Raw genomic sequence first — 18,356 nt, forward strand, 5'->3', positions numbered from 1 at the left:
GCGCAGCACGCAGGGAACGTTGCCGCGGGGGTGTCGTGCAGCAGAGAGTTGACTGAGAATGCGTGTTACCGAGTCGATCGCGGACTTCTCCCCTGAAGAGCTGGACGAACTGACCGCCGACTGCCTCTTCGGAAAGCAGTACCTCTCCTTCGTGGAGGAGGAGCACGGCTCACGTGCGCGGGTGCTCTACTTCTACGAGCGCGACTGCGCGGACGGAAACAGACTGACGGCGTTCGCTCCCGCATACGTCTACCGCGAACCCATCCCGCTCACCTTCCGCCTCGGTGACTTCGCCGGAGGCGGAGATGCGGGCCCCTTCGGCCGCTGGGCCTCCCACCTGGCTCTCGGGGTCCCCGTGAGGCTGCGCTCGCGCGTCTTCACCCAGGATCCGACGGCGACTCGCGACTTCCTCGAACAGATCACGGAGTGGGCCGGGCAGACAGGCCTCGCCGCGGTCGTGCTGCCGTTCGTCCTGGGCTCGGACGCAGCCTTGCGCGCGGGCCTGGCCGCGGCCGGTTTCGCCTCGGCCTTCTACGAAGGCGACTTCTACCTGGACGTATCCGGCGGCGACATCGAGGAGTTCCTCACCTCCGCCCTGGCGCGGGGGCCGCGCAAGCGGTTCAAGAACGACATCAACCACTTTCTCAGCAGCGGCCTCACCGTGTGCGACATCGCTGAACTGGGCCCGGACGCCACCGTGCTCGCCGATCAGCACCGCGCGCTGATGGAGCGTTACAACCGGCCGGCTGTCGAGTTCACGCAGGAGTCCTTCGAGCGTTTCGAGCGGCTGGTGGCCGACCGTCGCTTCATCGGCGTGCGCTCCGGCGACGACCTGATCGGCTATTCCATGAGCTTGTACGGACACGGCACGATGCACGTCCTGCGCTACGGCCGCAACGACGAAGTCCAGGACGACTCCCGCATCTACATCAACGTGGGTTACGTCGAGCCCATCAAGCGGGCCATCGAACTCGGTTGCGGACGCGTCCACTGGGGCAAGTCGGCCCACCGGGTCAAGACCCTGCGCGGCTGCCGGCACGAGGACGGCATTGTCTATGCCCGCTTCTTGGACAAGCGCGTGCACCGTGACCTGTCGGACGTCTTCTCCCGCCTGGACGTCGCCAACCGCGAGCGCTTCCAGGCGCTCACCAGCGGCGCCGAGCCGTCCTGACCCGCGCACCTTCGCCCTCACCACGTTACGCACCCATCCCGCATCGTTTTCATCAGGGGAGAACATGGCCCACAACAGGCGCAAGCGCGTCGGCATCATGGGGCTCGGCTACACCGGCCTGCCGCTGGCGCTCGGATTCGCCGAGGCGGGGCATCCCGTCACCGGGTACGACATCGACGCACGGAAGATCGCAGCGCTCCGGGCGCACACGTCGTACCTCACCGACATCTCGGGTGAGCAGATCGCCGCGGCGTCCGAGAACCTCACGGTCACCGGCGACAGCGCGGACCTGGCCGAGACGGACGCAGTCATCATCTGCGTGCCCACGCCGGTGACGCCGGCCGGTGAACCGGACCTGGACATCCTGCAGAGCGCACTGGACACCCTGGCCCCTCTCGTGCGGCCGGAGATGCTGGTCATCCTGCAGTCCACGGTCCCGCCGGGCACCACGGCCGCGGCCGCCGAGTTCCTCGGCGAGCGTTCGGGGCTGCGCGCCGGGGTGGACTTCTTCGTCGCCAACGCGCCCGAGCGCATCAACCCGGCCAACCGTGACGGCTGGACGCTCGCCAACACCCCCAAGCTGGTCGGCGGGATGAACGAGGACAGCACCCGCCGGGCGCAGCAGCTGCTCGAATCGGTGTGCCAGACCATCGTTCCGGTCAAGAACCTGGAGATCGCCGAGACCGCCAAGGTCTTCGAGAACACCTTCCGGCTGGTGAACATCACGCTCACCTACGAGCTGGCCGACCTGTGCAAGAGTCTCGGCATTCCCGTGCGCGACGTCATCGAGGCCGCGGCGACGAAGCCGTACGGCTTCATGGCCCATCACCCGGGGCCGGGAGTCGGCGGCGAGTGCATCGCGGTGGACCCGCTGTTCCTCAAGTCGGTGGCCGCGAAGTCCGACCGGGAACTCCCGCTGATCGACACCGCGTACCGGCGCATGCTGGCCCGCCCGCTGCAAGTCGCCGACCGCGCCGAGCAGCTGCTGGACGACACGGGCAGGAAGCTGCGCGGCAGCAAGATCCTGATCGTCGGCGTGGCCTACAAGCCGGAGGTCTCCGACACGCGCAACTCGCCGGCCCGCGACATCATCGAGGAGCTCCGGCGCCGTGGCGCCGAGGTCAGCTACGTGGACCCGTACGTGCCCGAGCTGACCGTGGGCGACGGCGCCGTGCACCGGGCCACGTGGGAGCGCTCGACCGTCATGGAGCAGGACTGCCTGGTGCTCACCACGCTCCACGAGGAGTTCACCGAGCGGCCGCTGTGGTACGCGGCGCCGCTGGTCCTCGACGCCTGGAACAGCTCCGTGGTGGGCGACGGGGTGTTCCACCTGTGACGTCGGGGAGACCGGCGCTGATGCCGGTGATCGTGGGCTACGGCCGCGCGGGCCGCGACCTGCACCACCGCAGCCTGAGATCCCTCGCCGCGAAAAGGGCAGTACCCACGGGCGAGGCACTGGTCGTCGACCCGGCCTGCCGGGACGGACTGCCCGCGGACGCCCGGTGGTGCGCGAGTCCGGCAGCGGCCGCCGCCGTGTTGGGCGACCCGGGGCGGGGCGTGTTCCACGTGACCACTCCTGCCAGTCAACACCTCAAGGCCGTAAGGGAGTTGCTGTCCGCCGGCGCCCGCCGGTTCATCGTGGAGAAGCCACTGGCCCCTACGGCCGCACAGGCACGTGCGTTGCTGGCACTGATCGAGGAGGCCGGAGGGCACCTCGTACCCGTGGGCGTGTGGCCGTCGAGTGCGGTCACCCGCGAAGCCATCGGACTGCTGGACGACGGCCGCATAGGCCGGCTGAAGGCACTGCAGATGGAGCAGCACAAGCCCCGCTTCCGGCGGAGTCTTTCCAACGACGCACACGGCAGCGCTCTCCAGATCGAAATGCCGCACCAGGTCCTGCTCGCCCTCCACCTGTGCGGCACAGCCCACCTGACCGGCTGCGCCACGTGGCCGATGGTGCTGCCCGGAGCCACGCTGCCCCACCTCGGCGGGGCCCGCGTCGGACTGGAACACACCGGTCCCATGGGCGAGCGGGTCACCAGCACGCTGGTGAGCGACCTGACATCGCCGGTACGCGTACGCCGGCTCACGCTCACCGGAACCGCGGGCGAGATCACGGCGCACTACCCGATCAGCGGCGACGATCCCTTCGGGCAGATCTGGATCACCGGGCAGGAGAGGCCGCGGATAGTCCCCGACGCCCCGCTGACGGCGTTGATCGAGGACGCCTACCAGTTCTACCTGGGCAACCGCCCACGGCCGCCCGGTACGGAGCCCGCCCTGCACCTGGCCGCGATGGAGGTGCTGGACGCGGCGGCCGCCGCGAGCACAGCACCGCACGGCGAAATGGAAGCCCCCGCCCTGAGCGGGCCGAGAAAGGCTGCATCATGCTGACCGACCGAACCGTGCCCTTCTTTTCGGGTGCCGTCTCGCTGCACAGGGACCGGGACATCCTGGCCTCCCTGGTACGGGACATCGCGACTTCGGGGCGCTTCGTGAACGCAGCGACGGTCGCCGAACTGGAACAGGCCGTCATGGCGTACACCGGTGCGCGCCACGCCGTCGCCTGCAACAGCGCGTCCGACGCGCTGATCCTGATGCTGACAGCGGCCGGAATCGGTCCGGGTGACGAGGTGATCGTCCCGGCGTACACCTTCTTCGCCACCGCTTCCAGTGTCGTCCACGCGGGAGCCGAGCCGGTCTTCGCCGACGTTCTCCCCGATTCGTACGCCCTGGATCCGGAGTCGGTACGGAACGCCATAGGCCCCCGCACCAAAGCCATCGTGGCGGTGCACCTCTTCCACCAGACCGCTGATCTGCACGCGCTGCGCACGCTCGCGGACGAGCACGGCCTCGACTTCTTCGAGGACAGCGCCGAGGCGATCGGCATGCGCGCCGGTGGCCGGCACGCCGGACTGTGGGGGCGCGCCGGGGTGCTCTCCTTCTTCCCCACCAAGACCTTGGGAGCACTCGGCGACGGCGGAATGCTCATCACCGACGACGAGCAGCTGGCCCGACAGGCGCTCCGGCTGCGCCAGGACGTCCCCCTCGACGCGGCAGAGCCGTCCGCGGTGGCCTGCCTGGACAGCGGCTGCGACGAGCTCCAGGCCGCTGTGCTCCTCACCCGGCTGCGGACCCTGGACACGGACATCGCCCGGCGCGCGGAACTCGCCGAGCGCTACACCGCTCGGCTCGCCCCGCTCGCGCCGCTGGTCACGACGCCCGTGCGAGCGCACGCGCACGAGCCGTCGAACCTGGTCTGGTACGTCTACCTGATCGAGACCGAGCGCAGGGACGAACTGGCCCGATTCCTCGCGGACAACGGCGTCGGGACCGAGATCTACTACCCGCGGACCCTGGCCGAACAGCCCTGCTTCCGCTCTCTTCCGGGGGCGCGGCTCCCCGTCCCGGTGGCCGACGCCGCCGCTCGGAGGGCCATCGCGCTGCCCCTCTACCCCGACCTCACCGAGGCGCAGGTCGACCGCGTCTGCGACCTGCTGCACGAGTTCCACGGAGAAGCACGATGACCAAGAGCCCCACGACAGCACCCGGCGAGGAAACCGGGGTGCGCGTTACGGCGTACGGCACCGCTCAGCGGTACGCGCCGCTCGCGGACGACATCGTCGGCCTGGTCGAGGAGATCGCCCGCAGCGACGAGTTCATCCTCAAGTCCCGGGTCGCGGCCCTCGAAACCGAGGTGGCCGGCCGCCTCGGCAGGGCACACGCCGTGGCGTGCGCGAGTACCACCGGCGGACTGCTCCTGGCCCTCAAGTCCCTCGGCGTCCGGAGCGGAGACGAGGTCGTGCTGCCCGCGTACGCGGAGTGGCCGGCGCTGAGTGCGGTGGTGTCGGCGGGAGCGCGCCCGGTCCTGACCGACGTCCGGGAGGCCGACGGCGTCCTGGACGCCTGGCTCGCCGAGGCCGCCCTGAGCCCCGCGACGCGGGCAGTGGTGACCGTCGGCGCGAGCGGTCCCGTGCGGGACATGGCCGGGCGCCACGGGCTGCCCGTGGTCGAGCTGATCGGCACCCGGCCCGCCACGGACACGGCGGCGGGTGAAGGCGTCGTGCAGATCCTCTCCTTCCGACCCGAAGGGCTCCTCGGCGCCGTCGGTGACGCGGCCGTGATCCTCACCGATGACACGGATGCCGGCGCGCTGTGCCGCATGCTGCGAAACCACGGCCAGGACCTCAACACCCGCTTCCTGTACCACCACATCGGTTACAACTGCCGTATGGACGAGATCGGCGCCGCGTTCCTGCTGCGCCGACTGGCCGAGCTCGCTTCCCTGCTCGAGGAGCAGCACCTGCTGGCGGGGCGGTACGCGCAAGGCCTGCGTCGCGCTGAGGACGTGCGCGCCGTCCACGGCGGCGTGACGGCGTTCGCCGACGGATACCTGGTCCGCACGGCACGGCGGGACCAACTGCGGGAACATTTGGCAGCCCAGGGAATCGAAACGGCGCTCCCTCGGCCTCTCGCGCTTCACCGGCAGGGCCTCGCGCACGAACAGCTCGACCCTGCAGGGGAGTTCCCCGTCGCACAGCTGTTCGCTGCCGAATCGCTCGTGCTGCCGCTGTATCCGGGGCTGCCGGCCGGCGTCGTAGACCGGGTTGCCGCCGCGGCTGCCGGGTTCGGGAGCGCGCGGTGAGCGCCGGTGTGCCGGGGAGCCGGCTGTGCGGTATCGGCGACGAGGCGGCGCCCGGCCTGGAGAGCCAGATACGCGTTCACAGCGAACTGGGTTTCGCCGGCCTTGAGCTGCGCACCGTCGACGGCGTGGGCATCCACGACCTGCCCGAGGACACGGTCCGTGATGCCGCCGAGCGCATCGGCGCCGCCGGCCTGGAAGTCCCGGTGATCGACACGCCGCTGGGCAGCTGGGCGGTGACCGTCTCGTGCGACTTCGACGACGAACTCTCCTTGCTGGAGCGCACGTTGAAGCGTGCACGGCTGCTGGGGTGTACGCGGTTGCGCGTGATGTCGTACCCCAACGACGGTCTTCCCGAGGACCGGTGGCGGGCCGAGTCGCTGCGACGCATGCGGGAACTGACGCGCAGGGCCGCCGACTCCGGCGTCGTGCTGCTGCACGAGAACTGCCATGGCTGGGCGAGCCGGAGCGCGCGGCACACAGTGGAGCTGATCACGGAGATCGACAGTCCCGCGCTGCGGCTTGTGTTCGACACGGGCAACGGCCTGGCGTACGGATACGAGGCGCTGCCGTTCCTGCGGGACGTCCTCCCCTGGGTGGAGCACGTGCACATCAAGGACGGTGACCGGGACGATGACGGCAACGCGGTCTTCGGCATGCCCGGCACGGGCGCCGCGGACGTGGCCGGATGCGTGCGTGCGTTGGAGGAGGCGGGCTATCGGGGCTGGTACAGCATCGAGCCGCACATAGCGCTCATTCCGCACCTGGGAGTGGTGGGCGACCCGGGCCGGCTGGAGTCCGCGTACCGCGACTACGGCCGCCGTTTCACCGAGCTGGCTTCCGCCTGCGGCGCGGACACGGCGACCGGGCCCGAAGCTCCCGCAGGATCCAACGGGCCGGTGCGGTTCCGCGCCGAGGACGTACGGTGGCTGCTGGACCTGATGGCCGAGAACACCGTGTCGCCCTTCGAAGGCGGGGACCCGTCGGGCATCGCCCGCGCCCAGGAGCTCTTCGCCGCCGGGGCCGTCCGCCGAGGTCTTGCACTGAAGCAGCGCACCTGCCCGCCTGCCGATTTCCTGAGCCAGCCGGGTGTGCCCGAGCAGGTGCACCAGGCGGTGCAGGGCGACCCGGAGGGCTTCCTCGGCGCCCAGCCCTCGGTGGTGGTCGGCATGGGGGACCCTCAACCCGCCGACCGGAGGCTGGTGTTCAACTTCCACATGGACACCGTGGGACCCCACGTGCCGCCCCGCCTGGACGGCCGCACCGTACACGGCAGAGGGGCCGTCGACGACAAGGGGCCGGGCGTGGCCGCGCTCCTCGGCATCGCCGCAGCCTTCGCCGAGGACCCCGGACTCGCCCACGAGATCGAGGTGCAGATCGCGAGCGTGCCCGGAGAGGAGGGCGGTGCCATGGGCGTGTACGGAACCCGGTGGCTCGTCGAATCCGGGGTCGTGGGGCGGCTCATGGTCTTCGCCGAGCCCACCGGCGGCCGGTCCCTCGACGCCTGCAGCGCCGCGATGACGCCCCAAGTATCGGTCACCGGGGACGACAGCACCGACGACCACCCCTATGACGGGCACAACGCCACCTTGGCGCTGTCCCTGCTCGCCTGCTCCCTCACCGACAGGCTGGCACCGATCGCCGAACGTCTCGGCGCGAAGGTCTGCGTCGCGGGCCTGCACACCGGCATGTCGCACAACCGCGTCTACGGATCCGGCCGGCTGCGCCTGAACATCGCCTACTACGACACCGCGGCGGCTGCCGAACTGGCCCGCGCGGTGGAGGAGTCCCTGCCCGCCGCCAGGGCCGAGCTGCTGGAGCGCTACCCGGACAACCCCGTCGCCCGGCGTCTCGCCGAGGACTGGACGAAGGTCGTACGACTGGACTGGCTCAAGCGCAGCCTGCCGCCTCTGGCCAACCGGGATCCCGAGATGGAGGCACTGCTGGCCTCCTGCGGACTGCCCCGGCACGACGGGGTCGCGGACGGCTCCGCCTTCACCTGCGACGCCATCTGGGCCGCAGGCCCCGGCCGATACGTGGTCACCTGCGGACCCGGAACGCTGGATGGCAACGGCGCGCACACTCCGACGGAACACGTCCGCCTGGACGACCTGGAGACCTACGCCACCCGCTGCCGCGACCTCGTCCTGCGCTTCGGCGCGAAGGCGCGGCTGCCGCGGACGGACGACCACTGCTCACGGAAGGAAACACCGGCTCGATGAAGCTCGGAATCATTGGCCTCGGCGCGATATCCCCCTATTTTGTGGAGGCTGTCGAACGATCCGCCTCCTTCACGCTGGCCGCGGTCTGCGACACGGCGGAGGCCAAGACGGAGCCGTTCGCCGGTCGGGGAGTCCCGGCCTTCACCCGCTACCAGGACCTGCTGGACGCCGGACTCTGTGACGCCGTCGTCATCACGCTGCCCAACAACCTGCACGCCGAGGTGGCCGAAGCCGCCCTGGACGCCGGGCTCTCCGTCTGCTGCGAGAAGCCGCTCGCCGTCACCACCGCGGACGCGGCCCGCATGACCGAGGCCGCGCAGCGCAACGACGGCGTCCTCTTCACCGCGTTCCACCGCCGCTACAACACCAACCTGGTGGCGCTGCAGCAGCAGCTCCCCGCCGATCCAGGGCAGATCGAACACGTACGGGTCCGGTACCACGAGAACATCACCGAGCACATGGGGGGCGAGCACTGGTACCTCAACCCCGATCAGTGCGGCGGCGGCTGCGTCATCGACAACGGCCCGAACGCACTCGACGAGGCACGCTTCCTGCTCGGCGACCTCACCCTGACCGACGCAAGCATCGGCGACATCCGCTCGGGCGCGGAGTTCTGCGCCGAGTTGGACCTGAACAGCGCGGACGGCGTCCCCGTACGTGTAGAGCTGGACTGGGCCCTGCCGACCGGTGAGGTCAAGGACGTCACCGTGCGGCTCAGGAACGGCGAGACCCTGCACGCCGACATGCTCGCCAGCTACGAGGGCTTCAAAGCGTCGTTGAGTCACGAGTACGACGGCATCCTGGCCGACTTCCGCAGGGCCGTCGAAACGGGCGCCTCCTACCGCGACCCCGGCCCCGACCTCGTCGCCCTGGTCGAGGAGGCCTACCGGATCGGCCGCACGAAGCACACCCGGCTGCGCATGCCGTCCAAGAACCCGGTGTCCACCAAGGTCGTCCGGCTCCTCTTCCACATCACCGAGGACCGTGGCATGACCCTGTCCCCGTGGGGATCGCGCGCCGTGTCCGTGGGCGAGATCCACGAACTGGTCACCACCACCGACCGGCCGCGAGCCGAGGGCGACAAGGTGAACCGGGCGGGCTTTGTCGGATTCGTCGAGTTCCAGGACCCCGCGATGCTCTGCCGGGGAGACGAGGTCTGGGTCCGCCAGGCCGGCAGGCCTGACCGCAGGATCGGCACGCTCGCCGGATTCGACGAGTGCCACTACCCGAACCACTACAACGTCCTGATCGACTCCGACCGTCTCTGGACCGCGGGCGACATCGACCTCAAGCCGGGCGACGAGATCCGGTTCGTCGAAGGCCCGCAGGAAGAAATCGGCTGATCAGCGGAACACACGCGCGCGCCAGAGAGACGCGGAGCGAAACCAAGCACGGAGAGAAACGGACATGCTCCTGAAGAACCGACCGTTCGAAGCGGAATCCCCGCGCACGCCCTGGCTCGCCTGGCTGACGGGGCCCATGCGCAGACTGCTCGTGGTGGGCGGGGTGGACTGGCTGGGAACCGGGCTCATGCTCGCGGCCTCCGCCGTCTACTTCACCAAGATCGTGGGGCTGTCCACCAGGAGCGTCGGAACCGGCCTGGCGCTTGCGGGCGTCGTGGTGATGTTCGCCGCGGTCCCGGTCGGTGCGCTCGCCGACCGCTTCGGCACGAAGCGGGTCCTCATCGCCGTCTACCTGATGCGCTCCGCGGCCACCGTCGGCTACCTCTTCGTGGGCCAGTGGTGGGGCCTGGTCGTCGTCGCGACGTTCCGCATCCTCGGCGACCAGGCGACCGGGCCTCTGGTGCAGTCCCTCGCGGCCGAGATCGCCGAGGGCTCGACACGTGTACGGCTGATGTCCCTGTACCGGGTCGTCGCCAATGTCGCCCTCACCGTCAGTACGTCGCTCGCAGGCCTCGCCATCGGTGTCGGCACGTTCCGGGCCTTCGCCACGCTACTCGTCTGCAACGCAGTGCTCTTCCTCGCCACCGCGGCCGTCCTGTGGCACATCCCGTCCGACCGCCCTGCGAAGCGTGCGGCGTCCAGCCTCAGCGCGAAGACCTTCCGGGACGGCAGGCTGCTCGTCCTCACCGTCGCCGACTGCCTCCTGGCGCTGTGGCAGCCGCTGCTCGCCATTGCCATGCCGCTGTGGGTCGTCGACCACACCGACGCGCCGAAGTTCATGGTCGGCGTCCTCTTCGCCGTCAACACGGTGTTCTGCATCCTCCTCCAGGTCCCCGCAGGGAAGGCCAGCAGCACGACGCGGTCCGCGGCCCGCTCGTACGTCACGTGCGCGGTTCTCCTGGTCCTGTCCTGCGGGCTCTTCGGGGCGGCCGGTTCGACCGGAGGCTGGGCGACGCTCGCGCTCCTCGTCCTGGCCCTGGCCGCCACCTCCGTCGCTGAGGTCCTGCAAGTGGGCGCTTCCTGGACGATCTCCTACGCCATCGCGCCGGACGCACTGCGCAGCCAGTACCTCTCGGCCTTCGGCCTCGGCCGCACCGCCTCCCGCAACCTCCTCGGCCCGCTGCTGCTCACGAGCGTCATCACGATGCCCGGCTGCCGCGGCTGGCTCGTCCTGTGCGGCGTTCTCCTCGTCGTCGCCGCAGCGCTCCACCCGCTGCTGCGACACGTACTTCTGAGCCCGCGTCAGGAAACCGTGCCGACACCATGACCAAGGCGCCCACGGCTGTCCCATCCCGTCGGCGGCACGACAGGGACATCCTGGCGCTGGCCGTCCCGGCCTTCGGGGCTCTCCTGGCGGAGCCGCTGTTCGTCATGACGGACAGCGCCATCGTCGGTCATCTCGGCACCGCTCAGCTCGCGGGCCTCGGCGTGGCCTCCGCGCTCCTGATGACCGGCGTCAGCGTCTTCGTCTTTCTCGCGTATGCGACAACGGCGGCCGTCGCCCGCCAGGTCGGCGCCGGCGATCCGCAGACGGCCATCCGTCACGGAATGGACGGCATCTGGCTGGCACTGCTGCTCGGCAGCGCGGTGGTCACCGCGGTGATGCCGACGGCACCCGCGCTCGTCGGCGTCTTCACCGCCTCGGACACCGCCGCACCCTTCGCGACGGCGTATCTGCGCACCGCCGTCCTCGGGGTGCCCGCGATGCTCGTGGTGATGGCCGCCACCGGGGTCCTGCGCGGACTGCAGGACACCAGGACCCCCCTCGTCGTCGCCGTCGCCGGGTTCTCAGCCAACGCGGGTCTCCATGCAGTACTGGTCTACGGCGCGGGCCTCGGCATCGCGGGCTCCGCCTGGGGCACCGTCGTCGCGCAGTGGGGTATGGCCGCGGTCTGTCTCGGAGTTGTCGTACGAGGTGCGCGCAGGCACGGGGCCTGCCTGCGTCCCGACGCCGCGGGCATCCGGGCCTGCGCCCGGGCCGGAGTCCCGCTCCTGATCAGGACGCTGTCGTTGCGCGCGATCTCCGTCATCGCAACCGCCGTCGCGGCGCGCCTCGGGGACGTGGACCTCGCCGCGCACCAGCTCCTGCTGTCGTTGTGGAGCCTGCTGGCCTTCGCACTCGACGCGATCGCCATTGCGGGCCAGGCGATCACCGGCCGGCACCTGGGAGCCGGAGACGTGCAGGGCGCCCGTGAGGCGTGCCGCCGCATGGTGCGGTGGGGCATCGCCTCCGGAGTGGCTCTCGGGGCGCTGGTGACGGCTGCCCGACCGCTCCTGGCCCCGCTGTTCACCTCGGACCCCGCCGTACGGCACGTCTTCGTGCCCGTTCTCCTGGTGATAGCCCTCTGCCAGCCCGTCTGCGGAGTCGTCTTCGTCCTGGACGGCGTTCTGATGGGAGCGGGCGACGGACGGTACCTGGCCTGGGCCATGCTCGCGACTCTCGCCGTCTTCGCGCCGGTGGCCCTGCTGGTTCGCGTATGGGGCGGCGGGCTGACCGGGGTGTGGCTGTCGACGGCCCTGATGATGACGGTCCGCATGCTCACCCTGTGGGCGCGGGCCCGCTCCGGTCACTGGACGGTGACCGGAGCGGGCCCCACGTCCTGCACATCCGATGCGTCAACACCTGGGAGCTCTCGGGAAACCCTCAGGTCAGCCAGGTAACGGCAGACGATGGTTCTTCTCTGATGCGATGAAAGGAGCGGGGCCTCCCGCTCCTGCCGGGTGCGCAGGATGCCCGGCTCGGGCAGAAGTCCGAACTCAAGGAGGCCCTCAATGACTTCACCGTACGACGGCGTGCAGTGGGTGGGACTGGACCTGCACCGGCGGCGCTCAGGCTTGGTTCGCATGGGGCGGACGGGCGGCAGCTGGGGAGGACGGACCGCTTCGACAACGAGCCAGCCCGGCTCAAGCGGGAGACCGTCAAGGCCGGTCCGCACGCGAAGGTGGTGCTGGAGGCAACTCTTGGCTGGTACTGGGCCGCTGACGTCCTCACCGAGGCCGGGGCCGAGGCTCACCTGGCCCAGCCCTTGGGGGTGAAGGCGTTTGCTTGCCGCCGGGTCAAGAACGATGAGCCAGACGCCGCCGATCTGGCCGACCTGCTGCGGATGGGTCGACTGCCGGAAGCCTGGCTGGCATCGCCTCGGACACGGGAGCTCCGGGAACCGGTACGGGGCAGACACAAGCAGGTGAACCTGCGCACCAGCTGCCGCAACCAGGCTCACGGCGTGATGGCCGAGCAGGGCGTCGTCGTCCCGATGAGCGACCTGTTCGGCGCCGGTGGTGCCGCGTTACTCGACGGGCTACCACTGCCCGCCGACCATGCAGCCCGGGTGCGGGCACTGCGGGCCGTGACGGACACCCTCGACCAGCAACTGACCCTGCTCAACAGGGAGATGGTCCCCCGCCTCACAGACGACGTGGGCTACCACGCGATCCAGAAGATCGGCGGAATCGGACCGGCCCTGACCGCGGTGTTCGTCACCGAAGACCCCCAGCTGGGCAAGGCCGTCCCGTACGGAATCTACGATCTCGCGGCGAACACCGGCTGGGTCGACGTGGGCACCGATCACGACACCGCCGCGTTCGCCGTGGCATCGATCCGCCGCTGGTGTCCGAAGGCCCGGCGAAGACGGTGGACCCGAGCAGGGACGTGATGCCGATCAGCAGGAACAGGCCGGCGAAGCAGCGCCGGGCCATCCGCTCGCTGGCCTGCTCCTGCAGGCGGGTGGCGGCCAGGGCACCGCCCACCGCCCCGGGGACCGCCCGCACCGCCCAGGTTCCACAGGACCGCAGTCAACCCGCCCTCGCAGGCCAGTTGCATCAGATGCCTCTTGTGCCGACGACGAGGAGCACTACCCTCCAGCACTCGGGTCGTGAGGCGGGAAACCAACTGTAGGACCGCGTTGCGGTCCTACAGTTCGTGGGCCGTCAGCCCCATCCGGGACCCCAGCCTGGTGGGCAGGTCTGCTTGGGAGGACAGGGCTTGGGGGACACCGCGACGGTGCTGTTCGGTGCGTGATGGCTGGCCGCAGCCGCACTGATGGCTCCCGCGCCCGCCGCTATGGCGATGAGGGGGGCGGTGCAGACAGCGGCAGCCACGCGCCTGACAGTGCTTGCGCGCATGACGATTCCCCCTTTCGGGGGTGGAATACCAGATCTCGGGCCCGGGGCGACCGCGCCCTGCGCATCCGCCTTGCGCACGGCTTTGATGCGCCGTGATCAGTCCGCCCGACCCACGAGTCCCCGCAGCAGCGTCGACACGTCGGAACGGACGTTCTCGATCTCGCTTACGACTGTCAAAGGTCCACGTTTCCGCAGATTCAGGTTTATCTTATCTCCCTGTTCGGCGCACGCACAGGACGAGGCTTGTCATACGAATCCGGGTGCCTGAGGGATCGAGCACCCGGATCCGCTCTTCGCTGTCATGGGCTGCGATCGCCTCTGCTGACACTCAGTCGCCCCAGCCCAGCATGGCTCACCGCTCGCAGGCGCCACCCCACTCCGGCCTGCCGCCCGTCGTGCCGTTCCCGCGCAGTTCGACACAGCATGAACCGGGCCGCGGGGCGAGTACTGCGGTCTCCTCGTGCGTTTCCACGCATTCGGCATATCGACCATAAATATTTACAGAATTTCTCGGTGATCTTGCCGCGGAGAAGGTTTTACCTCCTGTGAATACCTACGGGAATGACGTTCGCCGCGATTGCTCCGCCGTCGAACCTACGACCCGACGGCCTCTGCCTCCGCCGACGCGATCTCGGTATGGAGGGGGTGAGCGGGGCCCTCGGCGCGGAGGTGGATCTGGCTGCCGACCGGCGGTGGCGGGACGGGCGTGTAGAAGACCAGGCGCTCGGGCAGGTCCGGGCCAACCTCTTCCGGGGCGCATTCGACGCGGTGGTCATGGCCCCGGAAGAGGCAGGCGGTGACGCGGGCCCGGACGCAGTGCGGGCTCGGCTCGTCGGTCATCCGGAGCTGGTGGGGACGGAGCATGACGACACCGTCCTGCTCGGTACCGGTGGTGAGGGGCAGGGGTCCGAATGCGGTGATGGCGTGCCTGTCGGCGGGCTTGGACCGCAGCAGGTTGGCTTCGCCCAGGGCTCTGGCGATGCCCGCGTCGGCGGGCCGATGGTAGAGGGTGTTGGGGCTGTCGGCCTGCACGATGCGGCCGTCCCGCATCACGGCGATGGTGTCGGCGAAGGTGAGTGCCTCGTCCACGTCGTGGGTGACCAGGATCGCGGTGGCACCCGCCCGGCGCAGGGTGGCGGCGACCTCCGTGCGCAGTTCGGTGCGCAGCGCGGCATCGAGGGCGGCGAACGGCTCGTCCAGCAGGAGTAGCTGGGGACGGGGTGCCAGGGCACGGGCGAGGGCCACGCGTTGCTGCTGGCCGCCGGAGAGCTGGTGCGGGTGGCGGTCGGCGAGACCCTCGAGCCCCACGAGGTCGAGCATCTCACCCACCCGCTCACGGCGGTCGGCGCGGGGCAGGCCGAAGCCGATGTTGGCGGCGACGGTCAGGTGCGGGAAGAGCGCCCCGTCCTGCGGTACATAGCCGATTCGCCGGCGCTCGGCAGGAACCCTGGTGCGGCCGTCGTCGAGGAGACGGCCATGCAGGGTGACCCGTCCCCGGGCAGCGTGGTGGAAGCCGGCGACGATGCGGAGCAGGGTGCTCTTGCCGCAACCGGAGGGACCCAGGACACAGGCGAGCGCCCCGTCATCGACGGTGAGGTCGAGTCCGGTGAGTACCGGGCTGCGGCCGTGTGCCGCCTCCAATTGTTCGATCAACAGGCCCGGCTGGCCGGTCATCTCAGTTCTCCCTCGGGGCGGTGGTGCGAGTGCCGAAGGTGCGGCGGGTGAGCATCAGGACGGCGGGCACGGACAGGGCGACCATCACGGCGGCGTACGGTGCCGCTGCCCCGTAGGCGAGGCCGGTGGTGTAGATCCAGAACTGGGTGGCGAGGGTCTCGGTGCCGGTCGGGCGCAGCAGCAGCGTGGCAGTGAGTTCGGTGCTCGCGGTGAGAGTGACCATCGCGAACGCCGCGCCGAGTCCGGGCAGGATCAGCGGCAGGGTGACCCGGCCCAGGACGAAGATCCTGCGGACGCCCAGCGAGCGCGCCACGTCCTCGACGCCGTGCGGGACATGGGCCAGCGAGGCGCGCACGGAGGTCAGGGCGAGCGGGAAGAACAGCACCACATACCCGGCCACCAGCAGCGACGGCTGCTGGTAGAGGGGCTGGGCGTAACGGATCGCGAAGAACACCACCGACAGCGCGACGGCGATACCGGGCAGCGCCCTGGTCAGGTAGGCGGCGCGTTCCACGGTGCGGGCCAGACGGGTGGGGCGGCGCCAGGAGTAGAGCGCCACCGGCACCGCGGCGGCGGTGGCGACGGCAGCCGACGACAGGGCGTACCCCAGGGTCGTCGCCGTCTCGGTGACGATGGAGGCGGACGGCAGGGTGGTGGAGCTGCCGCGCACCAGCCAGTGGACGAGTGCGAAGACCGGCACCCCGAGCGTCACCCCCACCACCGCCGCCAACGCGCCCGCGGCGACCGGCTTCCAGTGGCCCAGGGACATCGGGGCGCAGCCCCGCCCGGTGGTGCCCTCGCGCACCACCCGGCCGCGCCGCGCCGCACGCGCGTCGAGAGCCACGAGGAGCAGGGCGAGGCCGACCAGGGCGAGGGTGAGCAGGCTGGCGGAGGCCATGTCGAAGCTGGTCTGGAACTCGTTGTAGATCGCGGTGGCGAACGTGGTGTAGCGCAGCATCGCGAACGCCCCGTACTCGCCCAGGAGGTAGAGCGAGACGAGCAGTGCGCCGCCCGCGAGGGCGGGGCGGGTGAGCGGCAGTGTGACCCGCCACAGGGTGGCGAGCCGGCCACGGCCCAGGCTGCGCGCGACCTCCTCGGCCGAGGCGTCGGTGTGCCGCAGTGTGGCGGCCACCGGCAGGAACACCAGCGGATACAGCGACGACGTCATCACCAGGACCGCGCCCCAGTACCCCTGGACCTCGGGGAAGAGCGAGACCCAGGAGTAGCCGTGGACGAACTCCGGCACCGCGAGCGGCATCGCCAGCGCCACGGTCCACGCCCGGCGTCCGGGCAGGTCGGTGCGCTCCACCAGGTAGGCGGCGGCGAAGCCGAGCACGAGTGTGCCGGCGGTGACGACCGTGGTGAGGGCGACGGTGTGCCACAGCAGCGTGCCGATCACGGGGCGGGCCAGCAGACGGTGCGCGGTGTCGCTGCCCGCCTGTGCGGCCTGCAGCCCGACGAACACCAGCGGAGAGGCGACGAGCAGCGCGACCAGACCCGCCACCAGCGGCAGCGGGCCCGGCGCCGTACGAAGTGTCCTCACAGCAGACCGACGGACTGCAGGAGCTGCAGGGCGTCCTTGCCGTCGCCGAGGTCACCGGCCTGCGCGACCGGCCCGGAGGCAGTCAGCGGCCGGCTCACCTTCGTGTTCTTCACCCCGGCGGCGAGCGGGTACTCATAGCTCTCGGAGGTGGCGATGATCTGCTGGGCGGGCTTGCTCGTCAGATAGGCGAGGAACGCCTGGGCGGCCGCCTGGTGCCTGCCATGGGAGAGGACGGCGGCTCCGGAGACGTCCACCAGCGCGCCGGGGTCGCCCTGCTTGAAGTAACCGAGGGCGCTCTGCATGTGCGAGGCGCCCTGTTCGTCGCGCAGCCGGTACCAGTAGTAGTGGTCGATGACACCCGCCTCGACCTCGCCCCGGTTCACCGCGGCGACCAGGTCCTCGTTGCTGCCGTAGACCTTGCTGTTCGCCTTCAGCCCCTCCAGCCAGCTCTTCGCGCCCGCCTGGCCCTCCGTCTTGATCATCCTGGTGACGATCGGGGTGAAGTCCGTTTCGCTCGGCGCGATGCCCAGCTTCCCCCTCCATGCCGTGCCGGCCAGGTCCTTGACGCCGGCGGGCGCTTGGGCCGCCTTGAGCCTGCCGGTGTCGTAGACGAACGCCGCCTCGCGGGCGGAGACGCCCACCCAGTCGCTCTCGGCCGAGCTGTCGGTCGACGGAACCGCCGCCAGAGTGGAGGAGTTCACCTTCGCCAGGAGGCCCTTGTTCTCCAGGGTGGTCAGCGCGGGCGGGTTCTCGGCGAAGAACACATCCGCCGGGGAGGCCGGTCCCTCGGTAAGGATCTGGTTGGCCAGCTCCGCCTCGTCACCGGAGCGGACGTTGGCCTTGATGCCGGTCCGTGCCTGGAAGTCCTTCACCAGCGCGCTGACCGTCTGCTCATGCTGACCGCTGTAGACGGTGATCGCCTGCCCCTTCAGCGAACCACCCGACGCCTTGTCCGACGACGTGTTCGCGGAGTCGTTCGAACCGCTGCACCCCGCCAGCGCCAGGGCCGACAGTGACACCGCCGTCGCCAGCACGGCGCACCGGCGCGCGGACCGCAGGACGACACGAGACATGAGACCTCCGAAGTGACACATACGGGCCGCCGACGCCGCCCCCACGACACACGCCCGCCATCAACAAAGCAGGCCCACCTTACTTAGGTAAGCCTTGCCTGAAAACGCCATCCCGAGTGCGCCAGCAAGTCGCTATTCGGTCATTCTTCGATCCCGAAAAGGGTGATTTACATCGCTTTAGCCTTTGATTTTTGACCGCCTCATAGCGTGTTCATGGCCTCAGCATGAGGGGCTCATCACCACTGGCCGCACCAATGGTTACCCAAGCGTGACAGCCAGTGCTCGCACCCCGAACGACGGACGACTCTCGGCGAGCAGTGACGAACCGCCGGGCGTCATCGCGCTGCATGAAGGATCCCCGGGCAGCGTCATCCGTTGGCGCCTACGCCCAGCTCCGCGAAACCGCCCCGGTCCACCACACCACCACTCCCGACGGCGAACCTGTGTGGCTGATCACTCGGTACGCCGAGGCCCGCGCGGATCCGGCAGACCCTCGGGTCTCCCTG

General features: G+C 70.1%; 11 protein-coding genes and 3 pseudogenes. 11 read left to right on the forward strand and 3 right to left on the reverse strand.

What is annotated here, in order from left to right; genetic code table 11:
• The first annotated feature begins 58 nt into the window (after positions 1-58).
• From BIV23_RS49490 to BIV23_RS51430, 11 genes and pseudogenes are all read left to right on the forward strand, one after another.
• Entirely contained in the window at positions 59-1,171 is a 1,113-nt protein-coding gene (locus BIV23_RS49490) for a GNAT family N-acetyltransferase (protein WP_071378952.1), read from the forward strand.
• A gap of 64 nt (positions 1,172-1,235) precedes the next feature.
• A complete protein-coding gene (locus BIV23_RS02030; RefSeq protein WP_071378953.1) occupies positions 1,236-2,507 on the forward strand; it encodes a nucleotide sugar dehydrogenase in 1,272 nt (423 codons plus the stop codon).
• A gap of 20 nt (positions 2,508-2,527) precedes the next feature.
• On the forward strand, positions 2,528-3,565 hold the full coding sequence (locus tag BIV23_RS02035; RefSeq protein ID WP_071378954.1) for a Gfo/Idh/MocA family oxidoreductase: 1,038 nt from the start codon (positions 2,528-2,530) through the stop codon (positions 3,563-3,565).
• A complete protein-coding gene (locus tag BIV23_RS02040; RefSeq protein ID WP_071378955.1) occupies positions 3,559-4,698 on the forward strand; it encodes a DegT/DnrJ/EryC1/StrS family aminotransferase in 1,140 nt (379 codons plus the stop codon). The genes BIV23_RS02035 and BIV23_RS02040 overlap by 7 nt, the downstream gene beginning before the upstream one ends.
• Entirely contained in the window at positions 4,695-5,816 is a 1,122-nt protein-coding gene (locus BIV23_RS02045) for a DegT/DnrJ/EryC1/StrS family aminotransferase (RefSeq protein ID WP_079172875.1), read from the forward strand. The genes BIV23_RS02040 and BIV23_RS02045 overlap by 4 nt, the downstream gene beginning before the upstream one ends.
• A complete protein-coding gene (locus tag BIV23_RS51075; RefSeq protein WP_218161849.1) occupies positions 5,813-8,035 on the forward strand; it encodes a M20/M25/M40 family metallo-hydrolase in 2,223 nt (740 codons plus the stop codon). Before BIV23_RS02045 ends, BIV23_RS51075 begins: the two co-directional genes overlap by 4 nt.
• On the forward strand, positions 8,032-9,378 hold the full coding sequence (locus BIV23_RS02055; protein WP_071378957.1) for a Gfo/Idh/MocA family protein: 1,347 nt from the start codon (positions 8,032-8,034) through the stop codon (positions 9,376-9,378). The genes BIV23_RS51075 and BIV23_RS02055 overlap by 4 nt, the downstream gene beginning before the upstream one ends.
• A gap of 64 nt (positions 9,379-9,442) precedes the next feature.
• Positions 9,443-10,705: an MFS transporter gene (locus BIV23_RS02060; protein WP_071378958.1), complete on the forward strand. Its 1,263-nt coding sequence runs from the start codon at positions 9,443-9,445 to the stop codon at positions 10,703-10,705.
• Positions 10,702-12,027: pseudogene (locus BIV23_RS02065) on the forward strand (MATE family efflux transporter); the annotation flags it as partial. The gene BIV23_RS02060 and the pseudogene BIV23_RS02065, both read left to right, overlap by 4 nt.
• 209 nt (positions 12,028-12,236) lie before the next feature.
• Positions 12,237-12,659 (forward strand): annotated as a pseudogene (locus BIV23_RS51425) (IS110 family transposase); the annotation flags it as partial.
• A gap of 264 nt (positions 12,660-12,923) precedes the next feature.
• Positions 12,924-13,064: pseudogene (locus tag BIV23_RS51430) on the forward strand (ISAzo13-like element transposase-related protein); the annotation flags it as partial.
• Positions 13,065-14,154: 1,090 nt separating this feature from the next.
• Here the strand turns inward: BIV23_RS51430 and BIV23_RS02075 are convergent.
• From BIV23_RS02075 to BIV23_RS02085, 3 genes are read right to left on the reverse strand one after another with little or no spacing between them, the layout of a single operon-like run.
• Positions 14,155-15,234 (reverse strand): ABC transporter ATP-binding protein, encoded by a 1,080-nt coding sequence (locus tag BIV23_RS02075; protein ID WP_071378960.1) that lies wholly within the window; start codon positions 15,232-15,234, stop codon positions 14,155-14,157.
• A 1-nt stretch (position 15,235) separates the two neighbouring features.
• The gene (locus tag BIV23_RS02080) at positions 15,236-16,777 is read right to left on the reverse strand and encodes an ABC transporter permease (protein ID WP_071378961.1); all 1,542 of its coding nucleotides are present in this window, start codon (positions 16,775-16,777) and stop codon (positions 15,236-15,238) included.
• On the reverse strand, positions 16,774-17,850 hold the full coding sequence (locus BIV23_RS02085; RefSeq protein ID WP_071378962.1) for an extracellular solute-binding protein: 1,077 nt from the start codon (positions 17,848-17,850) through the stop codon (positions 16,774-16,776). The genes BIV23_RS02080 and BIV23_RS02085 overlap by 4 nt, the downstream gene beginning before the upstream one ends.
• Positions 17,851-18,356: the final 506 nt, after the last annotated feature.

This window comes from Streptomyces monashensis (assembly GCF_001866665.1).
Lineage (GTDB): Bacteria > Actinomycetota > Actinomycetes > Streptomycetales > Streptomycetaceae > Streptomyces > Streptomyces monashensis.

Bases quoted from the DNA above. Each gene is read 5' to 3' on its own strand.
- BIV23_RS49490 (WP_071378952.1), top strand. From the start codon at position 59: ATGCGTGTTACCGAGTCGATCGCGGACTTCTCCCCTGAAGAGCTGGAC.
- BIV23_RS02030 (WP_071378953.1), top strand. From the start codon at position 1,236: ATGGCCCACAACAGGCGCAAGCGCGTCGGCATCATGGGGCTCGGCTAC.
- BIV23_RS02035 (WP_071378954.1), top strand. From the start codon at position 2,528: ATGCCGGTGATCGTGGGCTACGGCCGCGCGGGCCGCGACCTGCACCAC.
- BIV23_RS02040 (WP_071378955.1), top strand. From the start codon at position 3,559: ATGCTGACCGACCGAACCGTGCCCTTCTTTTCGGGTGCCGTCTCGCTG.
- BIV23_RS02045 (WP_079172875.1), top strand. From the start codon at position 4,695: ATGACCAAGAGCCCCACGACAGCACCCGGCGAGGAAACCGGGGTGCGC.
- BIV23_RS02055 (WP_071378957.1), top strand. From the start codon at position 8,032: ATGAAGCTCGGAATCATTGGCCTCGGCGCGATATCCCCCTATTTTGTG.
- BIV23_RS02060 (WP_071378958.1), top strand. From the start codon at position 9,443: ATGCTCCTGAAGAACCGACCGTTCGAAGCGGAATCCCCGCGCACGCCC.
- BIV23_RS02075 (WP_071378960.1), bottom strand. From the start codon at position 15,234: ATGACCGGCCAGCCGGGCCTGTTGATCGAACAATTGGAGGCGGCACAC.
- BIV23_RS02085 (WP_071378962.1), bottom strand. From the start codon at position 17,850: ATGTCTCGTGTCGTCCTGCGGTCCGCGCGCCGGTGCGCCGTGCTGGCG.